At 74.5% G+C, this 15,419-nt stretch carries 16 protein-coding genes; 6 read left to right on the top strand and 10 right to left on the bottom strand.

Going from position 1 to position 15,419, the window contains the following annotated elements:
- The first annotated feature begins 69 nt into the window (after positions 1 to 69).
- On the top strand, positions 70 to 903 hold the full coding sequence (locus FHU28_RS29710) for a phosphoribosylaminoimidazolesuccinocarboxamide synthase (RefSeq protein WP_073828760.1): 834 nt from the start codon (positions 70 to 72) through the stop codon (positions 901 to 903).
- 3 nt (positions 904 to 906) lie between these two features.
- On the opposite strand, the gene glpK is transcribed toward FHU28_RS29710, so the two are convergent.
- Positions 907 to 2,391 carry a glycerol kinase GlpK gene (gene glpK / locus FHU28_RS29705; RefSeq protein WP_311773675.1) on the bottom strand — a complete coding sequence of 495 codons (1,485 nt, stop codon included), beginning with the start codon at positions 2,389 to 2,391 and terminating at the stop codon, positions 907 to 909.
- Positions 2,392 to 2,455: 64 nt separating this feature from the next.
- On the opposite strand from glpK, the gene FHU28_RS29700 reads away from it, so the two are divergent.
- Positions 2,456 to 3,394 carry a ribose-phosphate diphosphokinase gene (locus FHU28_RS29700; RefSeq protein WP_184688261.1) on the top strand — a complete coding sequence of 313 codons (939 nt, stop codon included), beginning with the start codon at positions 2,456 to 2,458 and terminating at the stop codon, positions 3,392 to 3,394.
- Between the two features lie 24 nt (positions 3,395 to 3,418).
- Here the strand turns inward: FHU28_RS29700 and FHU28_RS29695 are convergent, their stop codons facing one another.
- A complete protein-coding gene (locus FHU28_RS29695) occupies positions 3,419 to 3,886 on the bottom strand; it encodes an ATP-binding protein (protein WP_184688259.1) in 468 nt (155 codons plus the stop codon).
- Between the two features lie 115 nt (positions 3,887 to 4,001).
- On the opposite strand from FHU28_RS29695, the gene macS reads away from it, so the two are divergent.
- On the top strand, positions 4,002 to 5,123 hold the full coding sequence (gene macS, locus FHU28_RS29690) for a MacS family sensor histidine kinase (RefSeq protein WP_184688257.1): 1,122 nt from the start codon (positions 4,002 to 4,004) through the stop codon (positions 5,121 to 5,123).
- Between the two features lie 11 nt (positions 5,124 to 5,134).
- A complete protein-coding gene (locus FHU28_RS29685; protein ID WP_184690039.1) occupies positions 5,135 to 5,767 on the top strand; it encodes a response regulator in 633 nt (210 codons plus the stop codon).
- On the opposite strand, the gene FHU28_RS29680 is transcribed toward FHU28_RS29685, so the two are convergent.
- The 3 genes from FHU28_RS29680 to FHU28_RS29670 form a co-directional block, all read right to left on the bottom strand.
- Complete coding sequence (locus tag FHU28_RS29680) at positions 5,764 to 6,336, bottom strand: DUF5709 domain-containing protein (protein WP_184688255.1); 573 nt, start codon at positions 6,334 to 6,336, stop codon at positions 5,764 to 5,766. The two genes, FHU28_RS29685 and FHU28_RS29680, sit on opposite strands and share 4 nt — an antisense overlap.
- Before the next feature lie 80 nt (positions 6,337 to 6,416).
- Complete coding sequence (locus FHU28_RS29675) at positions 6,417 to 7,088, bottom strand: ATP-binding protein (protein ID WP_184688253.1); 672 nt, start codon at positions 7,086 to 7,088, stop codon at positions 6,417 to 6,419.
- Between the two features lie 56 nt (positions 7,089 to 7,144).
- A complete protein-coding gene (locus FHU28_RS29670) occupies positions 7,145 to 8,143 on the bottom strand; it encodes an SDR family oxidoreductase (RefSeq protein WP_184688251.1) in 999 nt (332 codons plus the stop codon).
- 194 nt (positions 8,144 to 8,337) lie between these two features.
- Between FHU28_RS29670 and FHU28_RS29665 the strand changes: the two genes are divergently transcribed.
- Positions 8,338 to 9,606 carry a glycosyltransferase gene (locus FHU28_RS29665; RefSeq protein WP_184688248.1) on the top strand — a complete coding sequence of 423 codons (1,269 nt, stop codon included), beginning with the start codon at positions 8,338 to 8,340 and terminating at the stop codon, positions 9,604 to 9,606.
- On the opposite strand, the gene FHU28_RS29660 is transcribed toward FHU28_RS29665, so the two are convergent.
- The 5 genes from FHU28_RS29660 to aroA form a co-directional block, all read right to left on the bottom strand.
- A complete protein-coding gene (locus tag FHU28_RS29660; RefSeq protein WP_184690037.1) occupies positions 9,489 to 10,460 on the bottom strand; it encodes a hypothetical protein in 972 nt (323 codons plus the stop codon). The genes FHU28_RS29665 and FHU28_RS29660 overlap by 118 nt on opposite strands.
- A 60-nt stretch (positions 10,461 to 10,520) precedes the next feature.
- Positions 10,521 to 11,339: a histidinol-phosphatase gene (hisN, locus tag FHU28_RS29655; protein WP_073828752.1), complete on the bottom strand. Its 819-nt coding sequence runs from the start codon at positions 11,337 to 11,339 to the stop codon at positions 10,521 to 10,523.
- A 68-nt stretch (positions 11,340 to 11,407) separates the two neighbouring features.
- Positions 11,408 to 12,100 (bottom strand): DUF6348 family protein, encoded by a 693-nt coding sequence (locus tag FHU28_RS29650; protein ID WP_043328492.1) that lies wholly within the window; start codon positions 12,098 to 12,100, stop codon positions 11,408 to 11,410.
- Positions 12,101 to 12,155: 55 nt separating this feature from the next.
- On the bottom strand, positions 12,156 to 13,091 hold the full coding sequence (gene rsgA, locus FHU28_RS29645; RefSeq protein WP_259275690.1) for a ribosome small subunit-dependent GTPase A: 936 nt from the start codon (positions 13,089 to 13,091) through the stop codon (positions 12,156 to 12,158).
- Between the two features lie 162 nt (positions 13,092 to 13,253).
- A complete protein-coding gene (gene aroA / locus FHU28_RS29640) occupies positions 13,254 to 14,555 on the bottom strand; it encodes a 3-phosphoshikimate 1-carboxyvinyltransferase (RefSeq protein ID WP_184688245.1) in 1,302 nt (433 codons plus the stop codon).
- A 102-nt stretch (positions 14,556 to 14,657) separates the two neighbouring features.
- Here aroA and FHU28_RS29635 point away from each other — a divergent pair, with 102 nt between their 5' ends.
- Positions 14,658 to 15,365, top strand: a complete 708-nt coding sequence (locus tag FHU28_RS29635) for an SOS response-associated peptidase (RefSeq protein ID WP_184688243.1) — start codon at positions 14,658 to 14,660, stop codon at positions 15,363 to 15,365.
- The last annotated feature ends 54 nt before the right edge of the window (positions 15,366 to 15,419 follow it).

Raw genomic sequence — 15,419 nt, 5'->3', positions numbered from 1 at the left:
GTGTCAACGCCGGGCGGGACCGCCGGTGGGCGCGCCGGGCCGCCCCGCCGGTCATGGTGTACTAGCGCCGTGGAACTTCTGCACTCGGGCAAGGTCCGGGACGTCTACGCCGACGGCGAGGACCTGATCCTGGTCGCCACCGACCGCGTCTCCATCTACGACGTGGTGCTGCCGACCCCGATCCCGGACAAGGGCCGCCTGCTCACCGCGCTGTCGCTGTGGTGGTTCGAGCAGCTGTCCGACCTGGTGCCGAACCACGTGATCTCCGCGACTGACGTGCCGGCGGAGTTCGCCGGCCGGGCGATCCGCTGCCGCCGGCTGGAGATGGTGCCGGTCGAGTGCGTGGCCCGGGGCTACCTGACCGGCAGCGGCTTCGCCGAGTACCAGCGCTCCGGCTCGGTCTGCGGGGTGCCGCTGCCCCGCGGCCTGGTGGAGGCGTCGATCCTGCCCGAGCCGATCTTCACGCCGACGACGAAGGCCCCGAAGGGCGAACACGACGAGCCGATCACGTACGAGCAGGTGGTCGACAAGGTCGGACCGGAGCTGGCGGAGCGGCTGCGGCAGATCACCATCGACGTCTACCGGCGTGGCGCGGAGATCGCCGCCGAGCGGGGCATCCTGATCGCGGACACGAAGCTGGAGCTGGGCTGGGCGGCGGACGGCACGCTGGTCCTCGGCGACGAGGTGCTCACCTCCGACTCGTCCCGGTTCTGGCCGGCCGAGTCGTACCAGCCGGGTCGCGCCCAGTTCTCCTACGACAAGCAGTACGTGCGGGACTGGGCCACGGCCGCCGGCTGGGACAAGCAGCCGCCCGCGCCGGAGGTGCCGGCCGAGGTGATCGAGGCGACCCGGGCCCGCTACGTCGAGGTGTACGAGAAGCTCACCGGCAACCGCTGGGACTGACGCTCACTCGGCCCAGTCGAGCGTGCGCTGGACCGCCTTGTGCCACTGGCGCAGCTCACGCTCCCGGTGCGCCGGGTCCATCGTCGACTCCCACTGCGCGTCCGAACGCCACTTCTCGCGCAGCGTCGCCAGGTCGGGCCAGAACCCGACGGCCAGGCCGGCGGCGTACGCGGCGCCGAGGCACGTCGTCTCGGTGATCCGGGACCGTACGACCGGCACGTCCAGCACGTCGGCGAGGAACTGCATGAGCAGCTCGTTGCCGGTCATCCCGCCGTCGACCCGCAGCCGGCGCAGCGCCACGTCGGAGTCGGCGTTCATGGCGTCGACCACCTCGCGGGTCTGGAAGGCGGACGCCTCCAGCACCGCGCGGGCCAGGTGCCCTTTGGTGATGTAGCCGGTCAGCCCGGCGATCACGCCCCGGGCGTCGCTGCGCCAGTGCGGGGCGAACAGGCCGGAGAAGGCCGGCACCACGTAGCAGCCGCCGTTGTCGTCGACGGTGCGGGCCAGCTCCTCGACCTGCGGGGCGCTGGAGATCAGGCCGAGGTTGTCGCGCAGCCACTGCACCAGCGAGCCGGTGACCGCGATGGCGCCCTCCAGCGCGTACACGGCGGGCTGGCCCTCGATCCGGTACGCCACGGTGGTGAGCAGGCCGTGCCGCGACGGCACCGGGCTGGCGCCGGTGTTGAGCAGCAGGAAGCTGCCGGTGCCGTAGGTGCACTTGGCCTCGCCGGGCTGGAAGCACGTCTGCCCGAACAACGCTGCCTGCTGGTCACCGAGCGCGCTGGCGACCGGCACTCCGGCCAGCACCCCCTGCGCGGTGCCGTACACCTCGGCCGAGCTGCGGATCTCGGGCAGCACGGCGGCCGGGATCCGCAGCGCGTCGAGCAGCTCCGGGGCCCAGTCGAGCGTCTCCAGGTCCATCAGCATCGTGCGGCTGGCGTTCGTCACGTCGGTGACGTGCCGGCCGGTCAGCTTCCAGATCAGCCAGCTGTCCATGGTCCCGAACAGCACCTCGCCGCGTTCGGCCCGCTCGCGCAGCCCGTCGACGTTGTCGAGCAGCCAGCGCAGCTTCGGCCCGGCGAAGTAGGTGGCCGGGGTCAGACCGGTGCGGGACCGCAGCCGTTCCTGGTCGTACGTCCCGGCCAGCTCACGCAGCAGCGGGCCGGTGCGGGTGTCCTGCCAGACGATCGCGTTCGCCACCGGGCGGCCGGTCGCCCGGTCCCACACCACAGTGGTCTCCCGCTGGTTGGTGATGCCCACCGCGGCCAGCATCTCGGTGCCGATGTCGGCGCTCGCCAGCGCCTCGCGCACCACGTGCTCGACGTTCGTCCAGATCTCCTCGGCGTCGTGTTCCACCCAGCCGGGCCGGGGGAAGATCTGCCGGTGCTCGCGCTGGGCGACGGCGACGATCTCGCCGGCCCGGTCGAAGACGATGCAGCGCGACGACGTGGTGCCCTGGTCGATGGCGGCGACGAACTCTGCGGTCACGGCAGCACCGTACCCGCCGCCAGTGTCCACCGTCTTCCTCCGGCGGCCCGTACGATCAACAGACGTGCGTGACATTGCCGTGTTCAGCGGGTCGGCCCATCCCGTCCTCGCCGCCGAGATCTGCGCCCACCTCCACGTCCCGTTGCATCCGGTACGGGTGTCCCGGTTCGCCAACGACTGCCTGGAGGTGCAGTTGCAGGCGAACTGCCGGGAGCGCGACGTCTTCCTCATCCAGCCGCTGGTGCCGCCGGTCCAGGAGCACCTGGTCGAGCTGCTGCTCATGATCGACGCGGCCCGGGGCGCTTCGGCCGCCCGGATCACCGTGGTGCTGCCGCACTACGCGTACGCCCGGTCGGACAAGAAGGACGCGCCCCGCATCTCCATCGGTGGCCGGCTCGTCGCCGACCTGCTCACCTCCGCCGGCGCGCACCGGGTGCTGGCCATGACGCTGCACTCGCCGCAGGTGCACGGCTTCTTCAGCGTCCCGGTGGACCACCTGCACGCGCTGCGCGAGCTGGCCGCGCACTTCAAGGGGCACGACCTGAGCAACGCGGTGGTGGTCTCGCCGGACCTGGGCAATGCCAAGGAGGCCGCCGCGTTCGCCCGGATGCTCGGTACGCCGGTGGCGGCCGGCGCGAAGCAGCGCTTCAGCGACGACCGGGTGCAGATCAGCACCATCATCGGCGACGTGGCTGACCGGGACGTGATCGTGCTGGACGACGAGATCGCCAAGGGCAGCACGGTGATCGAGCTGATCTCGCACCTGCGCGAGCGGCAGGTCCGCTCGATCCGGCTCGCGTGCACCCACGGGCTCTTCTCCAGCGGGGCGCTGGAGCGGCTGAGCGCGCAGGAGGGCGTACTGGAGATCGTCTGCACCAACACGGTGCCGATCCCGGCGCAGAAGCGGGTGCCGAAGCTGGAGGTGCTGTCGGTGGCGCCGGCCCTGGCCGAGGCGATGCGGCGGATCCACAACGGGGAGTCGGTCAGCGCGCTCTTCGGCTGAACGGGCGGGCGGCCGGGCGGCCTGTCAGCCGTCCCGCGGGCCGGTGGCGGACTGCCGGGTGGCGAGCGCGGCGGTGATGCGGACGACCGTGCCGGCGTCGCCGGTCTCCACCTCCATCGTGTCGCTCAGCTCGCGGGCCAGCCATAGGCCCCAGCCGCCGGCGGTGTCCGGCGCCGGCCGGTCACGGTCGCGTAGCCGCCGCTCGCTGATCCCGTGCCCGTGGTCGGCGACCTCGCAGACCAGTTCGGCGTCGCGCTCCCAGAGCCGCAACCAGCCCTGCCCGCCGCCGTGCCGCACCGCGTTGGTGATCAGCTCGTTGACCGCCAGCACGAAGTCGTCCAGCCGTTGGCCGGACAGGCCCGAGTCGCGCGCGCAGGAGGTCACCGAGTGCCGCAGCTCGGTCACCTGCGCTTGGCCGAAGGCCGTGGCGAGAAGGAGGGAAGGTTCGATGGGCACAACCGTACGCGGTGCGGGGAGTTCTGCGTCTGTCATGACCCCGTCCCGACGATGGCTCTCGACGACTTTCGCGGCATTTCAACCGTACGTCAGGGTTTCTCGGGCCGCACCGACAGGGGTCCCCTCGACCGGCTGTGACATGGTGGCGCACATGCCGTCGTCCTCCGGTCTCGAGGGCCCGTTCTGGCGCTCCATCGCGGTGTTCCGCTTCGCCGCGCTCGCGTACGTCGGGCTGGTCGTGTTGCGCGACGCGGGCAGCTACGCGCACCCGGTCGCCGCGGGCGGCGTCCTGCTGGCGATGCTGGCCTGGAGCGGCGTGACGGCGGCCGGCTACGGCCGCCCGGCCGGGCGGCGCTGGCCGCTGCTGCTGGCCGACCTCGGTGTGGTGCTGGCGATCATCCTGGTCACGCCCTGGGTGGTCGGCCGGGCGGCGCTCGCCGCCGGTGTGCCGATGCTGACCGCCGCCTGGCTGGCCGGGCCGGTGCTGGCCTGGGCGGTCTCCGGCGGGCGGCGGCGTGGCGCGGTGGCCGCGCTGGTGCTCGGCGGCGCCGACCTCGCCACCCGGGACCGGATCAGCCCGTCCGCGCTGACCGGCGCGATCCTGATGCTGCTCGCCGGGGTGGTGGTCGGGCACGTGGCGCGGCTGGCGGTGCAGGCGGAGGAGCGGTTGCAGCGGGCGGTGGAGCTGGAGGCCGCGACCCGGGAACGGGAACGGCTGGCCCGCGACATCCACGACTCCGTGCTCCAGGTGCTCGCGCTGGTCCGACGGCGCGGCGCGGACCTGGACGGCGAGGCGGCCGAGCTGGCCCGGCTGGCCGGCGAGCAGGAGGCGGCGCTGCGGGCGCTCATCGGCCGGGCGGGCGCGCCGCCGGACCCGGCCGGGGCCGAGCAGGACCTGCGCGACCTGATCGACAGGTACGCCTCGGCCACTGTCGTGGTGTCCGCGCCCGCCACGCCGGTGCCGCTGCCGGCGCGGGCCGCCGGTGAGCTGGGCGCGGCGGTCGGCGCGGCGCTGGACAACGTGGCCCGGCACGCCGGTGGACGGGCCTGGGTGCTGATCGAGGACGAGGAGGAGACGGTGACCGTCTCGGTACGCGACGAGGGGCCGGGCATCCCGGACGGGCGGCTGGTGGAGGCCGCCGCGCAGGGGCGGCTCGGGGTGGCGCAGTCAATCCAGGGCCGGGTGGCCGACCTGGGCGGCGAGGTGCGGATCGTGTCCGCGCCGGGCGCCGGCACCGAGATCGAGCTGATCGTGCCGAGGAGCCGCGGGTGAGCATCCGGGTGATGGTGGTCGACGACCACCCGATGTGGCGCGAGGGCGTGGCCCGCGACCTCACCGAGGCGGGTCACCAGGTGGTGGCGACCAGCGGCGAGGGCCGGCAGGCGGTACGGGTGGCCGCGGCGGCCCGCCCCGACCTGGTCGTGCTCGACCTCCAGCTGCCGGACATCTCCGGCGTCGAGGTGATCCGAGGGCTGCGCGCTCTGTTGCCTGACGTGCGGGTGCTGATGCTCTCGGCCAGCGGCGAGCCGCAGGGCGTGCTGGACGCGGTCAAGGCCGGTGCCACCGGCTACCTGGTCAAGTCGGCCGCCCCGGCGGAGTTCCTGGACGCGGTCCGCCGTACGGCGGCCGGTGAGCCGGTGTTCACGCCCGGCCTGGCCGGGCTGGTGCTGGGGGAGTACCGGCGGCTGGCCGCGACGCCGCCCGCCCCGCACGACGACGCGCCCCGGCTCACCGAGCGGGAGACCGAGGTGCTGCGTCTGGTCGCCAAGGGGCTGTCCTACAAGCAGATCGCCGACCGGCTGGGCCTGTCCCACCGGACCGTGCAGAACCACGTGCAGAACACCCTGGGCAAGCTCCAGTTGCACAACCGGGTCGAGCTGACCCGGTACGCCATCGAGCGGGGCCTGGACGGCTAGTGCGCCTCCGGCGCCCGGGTCTCGTGCACCGCCAGCTCCTCGGCGCTGGCGCCGCCGCCGGCCGCGCCCGCGTCGTAGGCGACGTTGTCGGTCTCCTGGTCGGTGTGCGCGCCCTCGTCCGGCTCGACCAGCCGGCCCACCTGGTGGTCGGCGACGGTGCCGAGCTGGCCGTGGTCGTACACGGACACGGGGGAGTTCGGGTCGGAGACCGGGCCCGGGTCGATCACGTCGGCGTCGAGCTGGGCCTGCGCGGCGGCCTCCTCGCTGTCCGCCTCGGCGGCGATGTCCGGGTCGACGGGGCCGGCGAGCGGGTCGTCGGCGGGACGCTCGTACTGCTCGCGCTCGAGTTTGTAGTCCAGCGACTCGCCGTCGAGCTGCTCCTCCGCCGTGGTGCCGAACTGGTCCACCGCGACCGGCGTGCGGTCGCCGGGGAGCTGCGCCGGCTCGGGGCCGTCCGCCTCGCGCCCGGTGAGCACGTCGTCGTTGGCGGTGGAGTCGTCGTCGGCGGTGTCGGGCAGGCCCGCCGCCTCGGGATCGGACACGGGGGTGGGGTACTCGTCGTCGCGCATGCCCGGGAACTACCCACTGGGCTCCCCGCCCTAACCGCAACCGGCCGGGAGGATCGGGAGCAACGGTGCGAAAGGGCACCTCAGTTGCGGACCGCCGCCTCGTCCTCGACGTACAGCACGCACCACACCACCTTGCCGTCGGGCAGCGGCGTGCTGCCCCAGCGCCGGGCCACCGTGTCGATGAGCAGCAGCCCGCGCCCGCCCAGCGCGTCCGCCGACGCCGGCCCCGCGTACGCGGGCTGCCCGGCCGAGTGGTCGCGGACGGCCACGTGCAGCGCGTTGCCGCGCGGCGCCAGCCGGAGCGTCATCGGGGTCAGGGCGTGCGCCACCACGTTGTTGACCATCTCGGTGACCGCGATGCAGGCCGGCTCGACCAGCTCCGGCAGGCCCCACCGGAGGCACCCGGCGGCGACCAGCGACCGCGCCTCGCGCGCGGCCTCGACCACCGGGGGCAGCTCGACGCCGAGCGGATCCGGCGGCGGGTCCGGCGGCGCGCCGTCCGGGTCGAGCAGCATCTCGCTGGCGGGCCAGTCGGCCACCGCCCGGCAGACCCCGTCGAGCGCGTCGCGGGCCACCGGGTCGGGGATCCGTACCCCGGACAGGTCGACCAGCAACAGGCCGGGGCGCTGCCACAGCCGGGCCAGCAGCGCTTCCCGTACGGCCTCCACCTCGGCCCGGTCGAGCACGCCGGTCAGCCGGACTCTGGCGGAGGAATCGTCGGTCTCCACCAGGCAACGCGCATCCGTCGGCATGATCGCCCCATTGTGCACCTCGGCCGCCGCCCGCGCATCGGTCCGGTCCGCGGGACTCACGGCCGACCCACCCGCGACCGGCGGCTGATCGCCGCCGCCGTACCCACGGCGGTGCCGGCCGCCAGGCCGACGGCCGCGGTGAGCCGCAGCATCTGACCACGCCGCCCGGACCAGCCGTCGGTCCGCTCGGCCTCCCCGCCAGGGGTGAAGACGGCGCCGGTGGAGTCGGCGCGTACGCCGGGACCGAACTGGGTGCGCGCGGTGTACCAGCCGAGCACCCGCTCGGCCAGCGCCGGGGCGAGCCGCCACTGGAGCCCGATCAGCCGGGCCGCACCGCCCGCGTACGCCTCCCGCCGGGGCCGGCGCAGCAGCTTCACGATCGTCTCGGCGACCATCTCCGGCGGGTACACAGGCGGTGGCGGGGTCAGCTCCCGGCCGGTGTGGTTGGCCGCGTGCCGGAAGAACGGCGTGTCGATGGTGGCCGGCAGCACGGTGCAGATCGAGATGTTCCCCCGGCCGGTCACCCGCAGCTCCTGCCGCACGGTGTCGGCCAGCCCGCGGATCGCGTGCTTCGTGGCGTTGTACGCCGACTGGTACGGCATCGCCACCTCGGCCAGCACCGACGCGTTGTTCACCAGCACCCCGCCACCGGCCGCGGTCAGCCAGGGCAGCGCCGCGCGCGTCCCGTACACGGCCCCCAGCAGGTTCACGTCCACCACCCGGCGGAACTCGGCCACCGGGATCTCGTCGAACAGCCCCACGGTGCCCACCGCGGCGTTGTTGATCCAGGCGTCGATCCGGCCGAACTCGGCCACCGCCCGCGCCGCCAACTGCTCCACCGCCTCCGGGTCGGTCACGTCGGTGGGCACCACCAGGGCCCGTCCGCCCAGTTCCCGGCAGCTCGCCGCCACCCGGCGCAGCGCGGACTCGGTCCGGGCGGCGAGCACCACGTCGGCGCCCCGCTGGGCCAGCGCGTACGCGGTCGCCGCGCCGATCCCGCTGGACGCGCCGGTGATGACGACTGTGGCGTCGGAGAGGCTACGGGTTAGCGGCATTCCCCGGCGGTACCCCCGGGCCGCCCGGTCATGCCGACCGATTTCGACGGTGATCGGGTTCGGTCCGCCGTCCCGCTCGCGGGACGGCGGTGGCCCGGTGACGCCGATCTGCCAGGTTTGGGCGCGCCGGACCTGGGTTAATGGGACGCTCTGACCGGAGACCCCGCTACGCGAGAAACGCATGGAGGTGCACCATGCGCGTCGGCCTTGTATGCGCGCACGCCGGCTCGTCCACCGACGGTCCCACCGTCGGGACGCAGGAGCACATTGCGCGCGTGGCGGCGGAGCTCGCCGCCCGGGGCCATGACGTCCGCGTGTACGAGCGCCGTGCCGCCGCCGCCCAGCCGGCCCTGACCGAACTCGACGGCTACCGGGTGGAACGCGTGCCGGTCGGTCCGCCCGACGTGCTCTCCACCGCCGAGCTGGTGCCGTTCGTCGCCGAGTACGGCCGCTGGCTGGCCGGGCAGTGGGCCGGCGACTGGACCCCCGACGTGGTGCACGGCCACTACTGGGTCGGCGGGCTGGCCGCCGCCCACGCGGTACGCGCCACCGACATCCCGGTGGTGCAGACGTTCCACTCGCTCGGCGTCGAGCAGCTGCGGCACCTCGGGTCCCGTTACGGCGGGCCGGGCGAGCGCATCCCGCTGGAACGGGCGCTGACCCGGGCGGTGGACGTGGCGGTGGCCCAGTGCAACGACGAGGTCGACGAGCTGACCCGGATGGGCCTGCAACGCACCGCCGTGGCGATGGTGCCGACCGGGGTGGACACCGGCCAGTTCCACCCGGACGGCGAGGCGGCGCCCCGGGACCAGCGGCCCCGGATCCTCTCCGTCGGCGGGCTGGCGCCCGGGCACGGGCAGGACGACCTGATCCGCGCGATGCGGCTGGTGGGCGACGCGGAGCTGGTGATCGCCGGTGGCCCGCCGGCCGAGCGGCTGGACGGGCACGCCGAGGCGCGCCGGCTGCGTGAGCTGGCCGAGCGGGCCGGCGTGGCGGAGCAGGTGAAGCTGGTCGGCGCGGTACCGCACGACCAGATGGCGACCTGGTACCGCTCCGCCGACGTGGTGGCCTGCACGCCGCACTACGCGTCGGCCGGGCGGGTGTCGCTGGAGGCGATGGCCTGCGGCGTGCCGGTGGTCGGGTACGCGATGGGCGGCATCGCCGACGCGGTGGTGGACGAGGTGACCGGCAAGCTGGTGCCGCCGGGTGACGTGCGCACGCTCGGGGTCACGCTGCGCCGGCTGCTGTCGGACAACGCCGGACGGTTCGCGTACGGGCACGCCGCTGTGGACCGGGTCCGGTGCAGCTACACCTGGGAACGTACCGCCACCGCGCTGGAACGCCTCTACGAGCGGGTGATCGGGCGTCGCCGGCCGGCCCCGCCGATCGAGCCGACGCCGGTCGAGGTGACGCCGCCGGTCGAGGTGGCCGTCTCGGAACGGGGACCGGTCGAGGCGGCCTGAACGGGCACCATCCCGGCGCCCACTGTCGCCTTCTGGCGGTCGCGGGCGCTGGCGTGCTGGTGCTGCGGTGCGGCGTACCGGGTCAGGCCGACCACCGCCGCGAGCGTGACCAGGAAGCCCAGGCCGGCCAGCCACTCCCGCCCGGGCCAGATCTTGTCGTTCAGCAGCAGCAGGCCGACGATCGCCGCGGGCACCGCGCCGGCGGCGTCCATCGCGGCCACCGCCGCCGTCGTCGACCCCCGCTGCATGGCGAGGCCGAGCAGCAGCTGACCGATCACCGAGTGGACGATCAGCAGGTAGAGCAGCGGGTCGCGGACGAACGCCTCCGCCGAACCGGCCGACGCGAGCGGCCGGGCCGCCACCGCCGCGGCGGAGAACGCCATCCCGGCAAGCGAACCGAGCACCACCGACCCGAGCGCGCCGTGCAGCCGGGCCGCGAAGAAGCCGGACCCGGCGATCACCGCCACCGCCACCGCCAGGCCGACCAGCCCGGCGGTGCCGAGCTGCCGCGACGGGGCCGGCTGGGCCGACAGCACGAGCGCGGTGATGCCGCCGAACAGCAGCACCAGCAGCACCACCTCGGCGGCCGGCAACCGCCACTTGAGCACCAGCACGCCGAGCACGGCGGTCACCCCGAGCCCGGCCGCCACGCTCGCCTGCACCAGGAACAGCGGCAGGTCGCGGCGGGCCAGGAACGCCAGCACGAAGCCGACGACCTGGCAGGCCAGACCGATCAGGTACGTCCGGTGCCCGGCGAGGCGCAGCAGCAGCCCCGGGTCGAACGTGTGGTGCACAGTTGTCCGCGCCGCGGCGACCGACTGGAGAAGGTTGGCGAAGCCGTACGCGATGATCATCGCTGCCAGGAAGCACCAACCGGAGGAAACCACCTGGCGAGGATAGAGGCTCTTCCCGGTTCAGCGCTCGGCTGGACGGCCGAGCCGGGCCAGGATGTCGTCGTGCAGCGCTCCGTTGCTGGCCAGGGCGCTGATGTCGGCGGAGTCCGCGCCGGCCGGGGCGGGCCGCCCGGCCAGATCGGTGATCACGCCGCCCGCCTCCGTGACGATCGGCACCAGCGCGGCGATGTCCCACAGCGACAGCTCCGGCTCCACCATCACGTCCAGCGCACCCTCGGCCAGCAGCATGTAACCGTAGAAGTCGCCGTACGCGCGGCTGCGCCAGGTGTCCCGCATGAGCTGGAGCACCGCGTCGAGGCGGCCGGCCTGCTCCCACCCGGTCAGCGACGAGTAGCAGAAGCTCGCGTCGCCGAGCGCTGTCACGCCGGAGACCCGGATCGGCGTGCCGTCCGCCGGTCCGGTGCCGGCGAACGCGCCCGCGCCGAGCGCGCCCCACCAGCGGCGGCCCAGCGCCGGGGCGGAGACCAGGCCGAGCACCGGCCGGTCGTGCTCCAGCAGCGCGATGAGCGTGGCCCAGACCGGTACGCCCCGGACGAAGTTCTTCGTGCCGTCGATCGGGTCGATCACCCAGCGCCGCCCGTCGGGACCGGCCGGCGGCTGCTCGCCGTACTCCTCGCCGAGCAGGCCGTCGCCGGGACGGTGGGCGGCCAGCAGCGCGCGGATCTCCCGCTCCACGGCGGTGTCCGCGTCGGAGACCGGGGTCAGGTCCGGCTTCGACTCGACGCGCAGGTCCAGCGCGCGGAACCGGGCCGAGGAGACCGCGTCCGCGGCGTCGGCGAGCAGGTGGGCGAGGGCGAGGTCGTCGGCGTACCCGGTCATGTCCGACACGCTAGTGGCGTGACCACGACCGTCGGTCGTCGGGGCGTCACCCGAGCGCTGTCACCGCCTCAGTCGGGGCCGACCAGGAGGACGAAGGTGCGTGCCAGACCGAAACGGTCGGTGCGCGGCCAGTCCAGAGCGGCGAGCGCGGCGGCGGACGGCTCGTGCCGTCGGCCGTTGATCCGCACCTCGCACTCGGTGACGTCACCACCCTGGCCGACCAGCATGCGAACGCCGTTGAGATGTGGCCGGTCCAGCCCGGCCGCGATCACCGGCGCCAGGGTCGACCACGGCATCGCCTCGGCGAACCACTCCTGCTTGTGCTGCGATCCGTCGGCGGACCATCCGGTCACGCCGCCGACGATCGCATGCCAGCCGGCGAACCCGCCCTTGTCGCCCGACCTGAAGTGGCTCGCCAGCCGCCCTCGCTGCTCGATCATCTCCAGGACCGTCACCAGGCAGGTCTCGATCCACGCGCCGATCGCCTGGCGGGCCGCCTCGACCGGGTCGGCCGCCAGGCCGAGCGTGCAGTCGACGATGGTCGGCACGTCCGGCCGGTCCGCGTTCAGCAGGAGCTCCAGGTCCAGGTGACGGTAGTCGTCGCTGTCCGGTGGAAGGACCCGGACGCCCAGCGACCCCGACCGCAGCATCGGCCCGTCGGTCATCCGCCACTCGCCACCCACCTCGGCGAGCATCGGCGCGGCCAGCTCCAGCACCCGCTCGGCGGGCAGAGGCCGTGGGGTCGGCCGGGGATCGATCATGGTGGGTCAGCGTACCGGCGAGGCCCGGCGCCATAGGTCCGGCCGGCGACGCCGGTCAGGACCCGGCGAGCGGGTCGCCGGGGTTGCGCTCGGGCTCGCGCGGGTCGCCCTCGCCGCTGCGGGAGGCCAGCAACCGCCGGTACGAGGCGAGCCGACGCGCGTCCGCCTTCCCGGCGGCCACCCAGGCGTCCAGCGCGCAGTCCGCCTCGTCGGCGGTGTGCGGGCAGTTGGCCGGGCAGTCCACAGTCGCCTCGACCAGGTCGGGGAAGCCGTGCAGCAGGCTCTCGGCGGACACGTGGGCCAGCCCGAAGCTGCGTACCCCGGGAGTGTCGACGATCCAGCCGCTGTCGCCGTCGGTGTCCGGCTCCGGCGGCAGGCGCAGCGCCACCGCGCTCGTCGACGTGTGCCGGCCCCGGCCGATCGCGCTGACCGTGCCGACAGCCCGCTCGGCGTCCGGGACCAGGCGGTTGACGAGCGTCGACTTGCCCACCCCGGAGTGGCCCACCATCACCGACACCCGGCCGGCGAGCAACGCGCGGAGCGCGGCCAGGTCGGAGTCCGGGCGGATCAGCACGTACGGCAGCTCCAGCTCGGTGTAGTAGCCGAGCACCGCCTCCGGGCCGCCCAGGTCGGCCTTGGTGAGGCAGAGCAGCGGCTCGATGTCGGCGTCGTACGCGGCCACCAGGCAGCGGTCGATGAACCCGGTACGCGGCGGCGGATCGGCGAGCGCGCTGACGATCACCAACTGGTCGGCGTTCGCCACCACCACCCGTTCCAGCCGCCCTTCGGCGGTGGTCTCGTCGTCGTCGGCGGTACGCCGCAGCACCGAGGTCCGCTCGGCGATGCGCACGATGCGGGCCAGCGCGCCCGGCGCGCCGGAGGTGTCGCCGACCAGCCCCACCCGGTCGCCCACCACCACCGACTTGCGTCCCAGCTCACGGGCGCGCATGGCGGTGACGAGCGGGGCGTCGGGCCCTGCGCCGGCCAGCACGCAGGTGTAGCGGCCCCGGTCGACGGCGATGACGAACCCGTCGACGGCGTCGGCGTGCTGAGGGCGGGTGCGCGTACGCGGTCGCGACGACCGGCCCGGTCGGACCCGGACGTCGTCCTCGTCGTACTCCCGCCGCTTCGTCGCCAGGACGTCCCCCCGCTGTCAGTTCTTGCCGGTCACCATCCCCGACCATAGTGCCGGGAACTCCGGCATGGTCTTGGAGGTGCACGCCACGTCGTCGACCTCGATGCCGGGGACGGCGAGCCCGGCCACCGCGGCGGCGTGCGCCATCCGGTGGTCGGCGTAGGTGCGGAACGTCCCGCCGCGCAGCGGGCGGGGCCGGATCTCCAGGCCGTCGGGGGTCTCGGTGATGTCCGCGCCGAGCGCGGTGAACTCCTTCGCCAGCGCGGTGACCCGGTCGGTCTCGTGGCCCCTGATGTGGCCGATGCCGGTGAGCCGGGACGGGCCGTCGGCCAGCAGCGTGAGCGCGGTCAGCACCGGGGTCAGCTCGCCGACGTCGGAGAGGTCGGCGTCCAGCCCGCGTACCGTGCCGGTGCCCCGCACGGTCAGGCCGCCGGTGCCGAGCGTCACCTCGCCGCCCATCCGGTGCAGCAGGTCCCGCAGCTGCTCGACCGGCTGGAGGCTGCTGCGCGGCCAGTCCTGGAGCGTCACCTCGCCGCCGGTGACGAGCGCGGCGGCGAAGAACGGCGCGGCGCCGGAGAGGTCGGGCTCGATCTCCCAGCCACGCCCGGACAGCGGGCCCGGCTCGACGGTCCAGACGTCCGGCGTGGTGTCGTCCACCGCGGCGCCGGCGGCGCGCAGCATCTGCACCGTCATCCGTACGTGCGGCGCGGACGGGACCGGGGGACCCTGGTGGCGGACCACCACGCCCCTGTCGAACCGGGGCGCGGCCAGCAGCAGCCCGGAGACGAGCTGGCTGGACGCGGAGGCGTCGATCACCACGTCGCCGCCGGCGACCCGGCCGGCGCCGAGCACGACGAGTGGCAGGCTGCCCGTCGGCGGGGCGTCGATGCGGACGCCGAGCGCCCGCAGCGCGCCGATCAGCGGGCCGAGCGGGCGGGTGCGGGCGTGCGGGTCACCGTCGAACGTGACCCGGCCGGCCGCCAGCCCCGCCACCGGGGGCAGGAAGCGCATCACCGTTCCGGCCAGGCCGACGTCGACGTGTGCCGGCCCGGCGAGCGGATGCGGGCGGACCAGCCAGCGGTCGTCGTCGGAGATGGACACGTGCGCGCCCAGCTCGCGCAGGCCGCCGGCCATCAGCTCGGTGTCCCGGGCGCGCAGCGGCCGGGCCAGTGTCGACGGTCCGCTGGCCAGTGCGCAGAGCACCAGGGCCCGGGCGGTCATCGACTTGGAGCCGGGCAGGCGCAGCGTCGCGGCGACCGGGTCGCTCGCGGTCGGCGCGGTCCAGGGTTGCGGCTGAGGTGTCGCGGTCGGATTCCCCACGGTCACATTCTGCCAAGTTCCCGGCCCGGTGGAACCGTCCGCGGCCGCTGCTCCCGTTGGGCGGGACAGCCGAAACGTCCGGATGGAGCTAGCGTGGGCGCCATGTGCGGGAGGTACGCCACGACCCGGAGCGCCGGTGACCTGAGCGCGATCTTCTCCTCGGCCGACGAGACCGGCGGGGTGGGGCCGGACTTCAATGTCGCCCCGACCGATCCGGTGCCGCTGGTCCGGCTCGCTCCGGAGGGGCACCGGCTGCTCTCCCTCGGCCGCTGGGGGCTGCTGCCGCAGTGGTCGCGCAGCGCCGCCGGCGCCGCCCGCATGATCAACGCGCGGGCCGAGACGATCGCCACCAGCCGGGCGTACGCGCCGTCCTTCGCCCGCCGCCGCTGCCTGGTCCCGGCCGACGGGTGGTACGAGTGGGTCCGGCTCGCCGGTGGCGGGCGGCAGCCCTACTTCATGACGCCCCGGGACGGCTCGGTGCTCGCCTTCGCCGGCATCTGGTCGACGTGGGAGTCGGCCGGGCGGGCCCGGCTCACGTTCAGCGTGCTCACCACCGCTGCGGTCGGCGAGCTGGCCGAGGTGCACGACCGGATGCCGCTGCTGCTGGCGCCGGACCGCTGGGCGGACTGGCTCGGCCCCGCCGACGACCCGGCCGGGTTGCTCACGCCGCCCGACGCCGGCCTGCTCGCCGGGCTGGAGATCCGCCCGGTCTCCCGGGCGGTCGGCGACGTCCGCAACGACGGTCCCGAGCTGATCGCGCGGGTGTCCCCGGAGGGCGTGCAGGCGGTCTCCGGGCCGACCCTGTTCTGATCACGCTCCGCCACATCGACGCACCCCTTTTGCCCGGTTTTCTCCGGGAAGGTC

The organism is Micromonospora echinospora (assembly GCF_014203425.1).
In the GTDB taxonomy this organism is placed as follows: domain Bacteria; phylum Actinomycetota; class Actinomycetes; order Mycobacteriales; family Micromonosporaceae; genus Micromonospora; species Micromonospora echinospora_A.
Note: the sequence above shows the minus strand (reverse complement) of the source record. Positions and strands in the feature narration are given on the sequence as shown.

Excerpts from the sequence above, each read along its gene's own strand:
- FHU28_RS29695 (WP_184688259.1), bottom strand. The coding sequence starts at position 3,886 with ATGACAGACGCAGAACTCCCCGCACCGCGTACGGTTGTGCCCATCGAA.
- macS (WP_184688257.1), top strand. The coding sequence starts at position 4,002 with ATGCCGTCGTCCTCCGGTCTCGAGGGCCCGTTCTGGCGCTCCATCGCG.
- FHU28_RS29685 (WP_184690039.1), top strand. The coding sequence starts at position 5,135 with ATGGTGGTCGACGACCACCCGATGTGGCGCGAGGGCGTGGCCCGCGAC.
- FHU28_RS29680 (WP_184688255.1), bottom strand. The coding sequence starts at position 6,336 with ATGCGCGACGACGAGTACCCCACCCCCGTGTCCGATCCCGAGGCGGCG.
- FHU28_RS29675 (WP_184688253.1), bottom strand. The coding sequence starts at position 7,088 with ATGCCGACGGATGCGCGTTGCCTGGTGGAGACCGACGATTCCTCCGCC.
- FHU28_RS29670 (WP_184688251.1), bottom strand. The coding sequence starts at position 8,143 with ATGCCGCTAACCCGTAGCCTCTCCGACGCCACAGTCGTCATCACCGGC.
- FHU28_RS29665 (WP_184688248.1), top strand. The coding sequence starts at position 8,338 with ATGCGCGTCGGCCTTGTATGCGCGCACGCCGGCTCGTCCACCGACGGT.
- FHU28_RS29660 (WP_184690037.1), bottom strand. The coding sequence starts at position 10,460 with ATGATCATCGCGTACGGCTTCGCCAACCTTCTCCAGTCGGTCGCCGCG.
- hisN (WP_073828752.1), bottom strand. The coding sequence starts at position 11,339 with ATGACCGGGTACGCCGACGACCTCGCCCTCGCCCACCTGCTCGCCGAC.
- FHU28_RS29650 (WP_043328492.1), bottom strand. The coding sequence starts at position 12,100 with ATGATCGATCCCCGGCCGACCCCACGGCCTCTGCCCGCCGAGCGGGTG.
- FHU28_RS29635 (WP_184688243.1), top strand. The coding sequence starts at position 14,658 with ATGTGCGGGAGGTACGCCACGACCCGGAGCGCCGGTGACCTGAGCGCG.